6 protein-coding genes and 1 tRNA gene are annotated in these 6,000 nt (G+C 65.0%); 5 read left to right on the top strand and 2 right to left on the bottom strand.

What is annotated here, in order from left to right; genetic code table 11:
- The first annotated feature begins 333 nt into the window (after nucleotides 1-333).
- Nucleotides 334-1,050, top strand: a complete 717-nt coding sequence (pyrF, locus tag ACFMBG_RS02115) for an orotidine-5'-phosphate decarboxylase (RefSeq protein ID WP_421053069.1) — start codon at nucleotides 334-336, stop codon at nucleotides 1,048-1,050.
- A 394-nt stretch (nucleotides 1,051-1,444) separates the two neighbouring features.
- Here pyrF and ACFMBG_RS02110 read toward each other — a convergent pair whose 3' ends face one another.
- The gene (locus ACFMBG_RS02110; protein ID WP_421053068.1) at nucleotides 1,445-1,867 is read right to left on the bottom strand and encodes an NUDIX hydrolase; all 423 of its coding nucleotides are present in this window, start codon (nucleotides 1,865-1,867) and stop codon (nucleotides 1,445-1,447) included.
- 87 nt (nucleotides 1,868-1,954) lie between these two features.
- On the opposite strand from ACFMBG_RS02110, the gene ACFMBG_RS02105 reads away from it, so the two are divergent.
- Nucleotides 1,955-3,208, top strand: coding sequence for a DNA polymerase IV (locus ACFMBG_RS02105; RefSeq protein ID WP_421053067.1), 1,254 nt, complete (start codon nucleotides 1,955-1,957; stop codon nucleotides 3,206-3,208).
- An 18-nt stretch (nucleotides 3,209-3,226) separates the two neighbouring features.
- On the opposite strand, the gene ACFMBG_RS02100 is transcribed toward ACFMBG_RS02105, so the two are convergent.
- Entirely contained in the window at nucleotides 3,227-4,087 is an 861-nt protein-coding gene (locus ACFMBG_RS02100; protein WP_421053066.1) for an N-formylglutamate amidohydrolase, read from the bottom strand.
- A 162-nt stretch (nucleotides 4,088-4,249) separates the two neighbouring features.
- Here ACFMBG_RS02100 and ACFMBG_RS02095 point away from each other — a divergent pair.
- From ACFMBG_RS02095 to ACFMBG_RS02085, 3 genes are all read left to right on the top strand, one after another.
- Nucleotides 4,250-4,324 (top strand) — tRNA-Val (locus ACFMBG_RS02095).
- 78 nt (nucleotides 4,325-4,402) lie between these two features.
- Complete coding sequence (ykgO, locus tag ACFMBG_RS02090) at nucleotides 4,403-4,528, top strand: type B 50S ribosomal protein L36 (protein WP_005648635.1); 126 nt, start codon at nucleotides 4,403-4,405, stop codon at nucleotides 4,526-4,528.
- Between the two features lie 420 nt (nucleotides 4,529-4,948).
- Nucleotides 4,949-5,965: a Fe(3+) ABC transporter substrate-binding protein gene (locus ACFMBG_RS02085; RefSeq protein ID WP_421053065.1), complete on the top strand. Its 1,017-nt coding sequence runs from the start codon at nucleotides 4,949-4,951 to the stop codon at nucleotides 5,963-5,965.
- The last annotated feature ends 35 nt before the right edge of the window (nucleotides 5,966-6,000 follow it).

The following is a 6,000-nucleotide window of genomic DNA, read 5'->3' as shown; positions in this document are numbered from 1 at the left end:
CCTTTTTCAAGCGCCCGCGTTATTGGCAGCGCCCGCTTTGCGGCACGCCCCGGTCCGGGCCTCGGCAATAGATGTGGGAAGCGTTGCCGCCGCTTCAAGACCATAATGCCCGCAAAAGGTGAGGAAATCCCTGACCTGCGTCAACATCGCGCTGACGGCTGCCGTCACGCGCGGCCGCGCCGCGCGCCAGCGCGGCGCCGGGCCCAAAATCTGCAACAGGCCCCGCCAGGGGCCTCTTCAGATGCGGGAGCGCCCTGCTGCGCCTTGCCCAACCGCAGCCCCTTGCGTATGAAACGCCAGTTTCACGCCACAGCTGCCACAAAGGACCCTGCCATGACCCAAGCCCCGCGCGCCGACGACCGCCTGATTGTTGCCTTGGATGTCCCCAATGCGCTGGCGGGGCTGAAGCTTGCCGAACAGCTGGGTGATGCGGTCTCCTTCTACAAAATCGGCCTCGGCATGCTCACTGGCGGCGGCCTGGCGCTCGCCAATGAGCTCAAGCAGGAGCACGGCAAGCGCATCTTCCTCGACATGAAACTGTTCGACATCGGTGCCACCGTGGAGAACGCGGTGCGGGGCCTGGCGCAGTTCGACCTCGACTTCCTCACCGTGCACGGCGACCCTTACGTGGTGCGCGCCGCCAAGGAAGGCGCGGCGGGCAAGGACCTCAAGATCCTCGCCGTCACCATCCTCACCTCGCTCGACCGCGAGGACCTGGACGGGGCGCTGATCAAGGACGGCGCGGTGCAGGACCTGGTTCTGGAGCGCGCAGGCAACGCCTTTGCCGCCGGCGCCGACGGGGTAATCGCCAGCCCGCAGGAGGCCGCTCTGATCCGCGCCCTGCCCGAGGCTGAAGGCAAGCTGATCGTCACCCCGGGCGTGCGCCCCGCCGGGGCAGACCTTGGCGACCAGAAGCGCGTTGCCACCCCGGCCAGTGCCATTGCGGACGGTGCCGACCACATCGTCGTGGGCCGCCCGATCTGGAAAGCGGAGAGCCCCCGCGCCGCGGCCGAGGCCATCCTGGCAGAGCTGGCCGGCACGCAAGCCTGATCGCAAAAGCGCTGCCTGGGCGGCACACACACGCGTATTGCCTGCGCCGCAAACAGCGCAGGCAGAGATCTGCTTAAAAAACAGGCAGAAATAAAAATGTAAGGCGGGCACATCTATTTCCCGCCGTCTGTCCGCCTGCAATCGTTTTACGTTACGTCAACGCACTCTTTTCACAGACGAAACCTGCGGCGGCACCGTTTTCTGCGCCAAATCGTCCTGTGACCCAAAAGGCACACCCGCAAAACCCGCAGCCGCTGCCCGGACCCGCAAACTTTGCGAAACAGCAGCCGCTGCGCGATTCTGTGGATGAGACACTCCCCAGACGGGCTTTTCTTCCTGAGGTCCGTCACCTTCCCCCCGCATTCCAGCGGGGGATCTTTCTTTTCAGCCCCTGCTATCCGGCCCGTGCCTCCAGGTACTGGCGCAGCTGCCCGGCGAAATGCGGCACCGCCAACGGATGCGCGCAATAGGTCTCCGGCGCCATCAGCGCCCAGCCCTGCCCCTCATTCCCGAAGCGGATCAGCCCGGCAGCGGAGGCGGGCAGATGCGCGGCAAAGAACCAGACCCGCCCATGCGGGCGCAGATAGGACTGCGGCCAGACCAGCGCGTCCGGTTTCAGCACCAGCCCGACTTCCTCCCGGGTTTCGCGCAGCACGCAGGCCTCGGGGCTTTCGTCCCCCTCGCGGCCGCCGCCCGGCAGATCCCAGTGGCCGGGATAAGGAATATCCGGTGTGTCATCACGCAGGATGACCAGCAATTCCTGCCCCAGAAACAACGCGGCCTTCGCGCCGGAAAATTCATCGCCTGCTGATGCCATGATCTGTCCCTTGCCCGCCCGCCGCGCTAAAGACAAGCCCTCCGCCGCACGCTAGACTTGCCGCTCAACATAGACAGCCCGCCGCCCATGCACGCCCTTTGCCGAGACTGCCTGAGCCAGATCGCCCCCGCCCGGCGCTGCCCCCATTGCGGCAGCCCGCGTATCAAGGCGCATGAGGAGCTGTTCTCCCTCACCATCGCCCACATGGATTGCGACGCCTTCTATGCCAGCGTCGAAAAACGCGACAATCCGGAGCTGGCCACCAAGCCGGTGATCATCGGCGGCGGCAAGCGCGGGGTGGTCTCCACCGCCTGCTACGTCGCCCGCATCCGCGGGGTGCGCTCCGCCATGCCGATGTTCCAGGCGCTGAAGCTCTGCCCCGACGCGGTGGTGATCAAGCCGCGGATGAATGTCTACGTCGAGGTCAGCCGAGAAATCCGCAAGATGATGAATGAGCTGACCCCGGATGTGGAGCCACTGTCGCTGGACGAGGCCTTCATGGATCTGAGCGGCACCGAAAAGCTGCATGGCGCCCCGCCCGCGGTGATGCTGGCGCGGCTGGTCAAGCGTATGAAGGATGAACTCGGCGTCACCGGCTCCATCGGCCTCAGCCACAACAAGTTCCTGGCCAAGGTCGCCTCCGACCTCGACAAGCCGCGCGGGTTCTCGGTGATCGGCAAGGCCGAGACCGATGATTTCCTGCGCGACAAGCCGGTGCGGCTGATCTGGGGCATCGGCCCGGCCGCCCAGGCGAGCCTCGACAAGGCTGGCATCCGCACCTTCTCCGACCTGTTGCGCTGGGACCGCGAGGCGCTGCACAGCCGCTTCGGCTCGATGGGCGACCGGCTCTGGCACCTTGCCCGCGGTCAGGACCGGCGCCGGGTCTCGGCCCATGCGCCGATCAAGTCGATCTCCAATGAAACCACCTTCTTTGAGGACACCGCCAGCCTGGAGGTGCTCGACGGCCACCTGTGGCGGCTGGCGGAAAAGGTCTCGGACCGGGCCAAGGCGCGGGAGCTGGCGGGCCGGGTTGTCACCCTCAAACTGAAGCGCGCCAACCATTCGGCGCTGACCCGGCGGCTCACATTACGCAGCCCCACCCAAATCGCCGACCGGATCTACCGCACCGCCCGCGGCCTGCTGGACCAGGTGGGTGATGAGGGTCCTTACCGCCTGCTGGGCTGCGGCATCTCCGACCTGGTGCCAGAATCGCAGGCCGATGAAACCGGCGATCTGCTGGACCCGCAGGCCGGCAAGCGGGCCGAGGCGGAACGCGCCACCGACGCGATCCGCAAGCGCTTCGGCGACGGCGCGATCCTGAAAGGCCGCGCCCTGCGCTGAGCCGCACTCCGTACCGGCTTATTCCGCCGCCAGCGGCATTTCCTCCTGCCCGATCGCCGCAATCTCGGCAATCACCCGGCGCAGCAGTTTCTGCAGCGGTTCGAAATTTGCATTGGGCCGGATATTGATCTCATCCATATAGAGCGCCCGGTCGATCTCGATCTGAACCGCGTGCTGCCGCCGCGACGGGCGGCCATAGGTCTGGGCAATATAAGCCCCGGCAAAGGGTGTGTTGCGGGCCACCTTCAGACCGGCCGCGGCAAAAGCCGCCTCGATCCGGTCCACCACGCCGCTGTCCGCCGCGGCGCCGAACCGGTCGCCCAGCACCACTTCCGGCTTGCCGCCGCTGCGCGGCGCCATGGTGTCGATCGCCTCATGCGGCATCGAGTGGCAATCGACCAGAATCGCCTGCCCGAAGTGCAAGTGCGCCTGATCCAGCAGCCCCTTCAGCGCCTGGTGATAAGGGTGCCAGTAGCACCTGATACGCTGCTCGGCCTCCACCATCGGCAGCTTGCCGCGGTAGATCGCGCGGCCATTGGCCACCACCCGGGGAATCACCCCAAGGCCCGAGGCCACCCGCGGGTTCTGCCCGCGCCGCTGCACCCCCTCGATCACCGCCGGGTCCAGCTCATCGGGCGAGCGGTTCAGGTCCAGATAGGCCCGCGGCTTGACCGCGGTCAGCAGCGGCGCGCCGAACTCCGGCGCCGCCTGAAACAGCCGGTCGACAAAGGCGTCTTCTGAGCTGCGGATCATCTTCCGCCCCAGAATCGACTGTGCCAGAAAGGAATCGCTATAGTCTGTCCCGCTGTGCGGAGAGGCAAAAACCACCGCGGAGGCCAGTTTCTGCGGGGAATTCACGGAAAACGCTGTATCAGGCATCCTTGCTCCGGTGCTTCTTGTGCAAGAAACAGCATATCGCGGAAATTTCTGCGGTCAAAAGCTCTTGCACCTCTGCGCGACTCTATTTATAGACCCCCTCACCGGCGCGGCACCCCGCGCCCCTTTCACTTCTAAGGGGCAGGAGGCTGGGCAGGCCAGAGTGGGCGATTAGCTCAGCGGTAGAGCACTTCGTTGACATCGAAGGGGTCACAAGTTCGATCCTTGTATCGCCCACCATTCATTCACTGCCCTGGCCACGGCCAAGGCACCCGCTAACCTAGGCGCTGGTTCGCGCCGCAGACAAGGAGAGAGGCCATGAAGGTCAAGAACTCGCTCCGCTCGCTGAAGAACCGGCACCGCGACTGCCGGGTTGTGCGCCGCAAAGGCCGCGTTTACGTGATCAACAAGACCCAGCGCAAGTTCAAAGCGCGCCAGGGCTAAGATCCGATCCAGCGACATGCAGAAAACCGCATCATCCGATGCGGTTTTTTTGCGTTTTGGAGCTGTGTTTTCCAAACCCGGCAAGGGAGCACTCCCGCGCCCGCAGATCCCCCGGCTGCCGCCGGGCAATGCTTGGCGGCCTTGGGCGTGGCACCGCGCTTTGCGCGGTGCCACGCCCAACGGGAGCGGACTTTGCAAAAAGTCCAGCGACGGGCGGGAGCGGCCGGCGGCAGGCCGCCCCTGCATTGCGCCCCGAACAGCAGCGGCCCGGATCCGGCATGGTTTCCGGAACCGCCTGTCCCATGCACTGCCGCGGCAAATTATCCGATTTCTTTTGTCGGAAATTCATTGCATCCGCCGGAAAATTCTTTAATTGACTATTTCAGTCGGAAAAAGAGCCACTAACGAACGGGACATCACATGCTGAAAGCCACCACCGTACTGGCCGGCGCGCTGACCGCGGCCATTGCCACCACTGCTGCCGCCGAAGGCGAGCTGAACATCTATTCCTCGCGCCACTATGACACCGACGAACAGCTCTATTCGGAATTCGAAGAGGCCACCGGCATCACCATCAACCGCATCGAAGGCAACGCCGATGAGCTGATTGCCCGGATGAAGGCCGAAGGCGAGAACTCCCCCGCCGACATCCTGATCACCGTCGACACTTCGCGCCTGACCCGGGCCAAGGACGCAGGCGTGCTGCAAAGCATCGACAGCGACGTGCTGGAATCCCGCGTTCCCGCCTACCTGCAGGACGAAGACAACCAGTGGTTCGGCTTCAGCCAGCGCTCGCGCATCATCTTCTACGACAAGGACGAGGTCGCCAACCCGCCGCTGACCTACCTGGACCTGGCCGACCCCGCGTATAAGGGCAAGGTCTGCATCCGCTCCTCCAAGAACACCTACAACCAGACCCTGCTGGCCTCGATCGTGACCCATCACGGCGCCGAGGCAGCCCGCAGCTGGGCCGAAGGCGTGGTCGCCAACATGGCGCGCGACCCGCAGGGCGGCGACACCGACCAGATTCGCGGCCTGGTCTCGGGCGAGTGCGATATCTCGGTGGCCAACAGCTATTACTTCGCCCGCTCGATCCGCAAGGAGGTCAAGGGCGTCTCGGAGAACCGCGACCAGATCGGCTGGCTGTTCCCCTCGCAGAACACCGAAGGCGCGCATATGAACCTGTCCGGCGGCGGTGTTGCCGTGCACGCGCCGAACAAGGACAACGCCGTCAAGTTCCTGGAGTACCTCGCCAGCGATTCCGCCCAAGCGTATTTCTCGGCCGGCAATGACGAGTACCCGGCGGTTCCGGGCGTTGGCCTGGCCCCCTCGATCGCAGCGCTTGGCCATTTCAAGCCGGATGACGTGAACCTGTCGGAGGTCGCCAAGAACCTGCCCGAGGCACAGAAGATCTTCAACGACGTCGGCTGGAAGTAACCCCAGTCCGCAGAAAACCGGCAAAGCGCGGCCCC

This window comes from Leisingera coralii (assembly GCF_049056525.1).
GTDB classification, from domain to species: Bacteria; Pseudomonadota; Alphaproteobacteria; order Rhodobacterales; family Rhodobacteraceae; genus Leisingera; species Leisingera coralii.
Note: the sequence above shows the minus strand (reverse complement) of the source record. Positions and strands in the feature narration are given on the sequence as shown.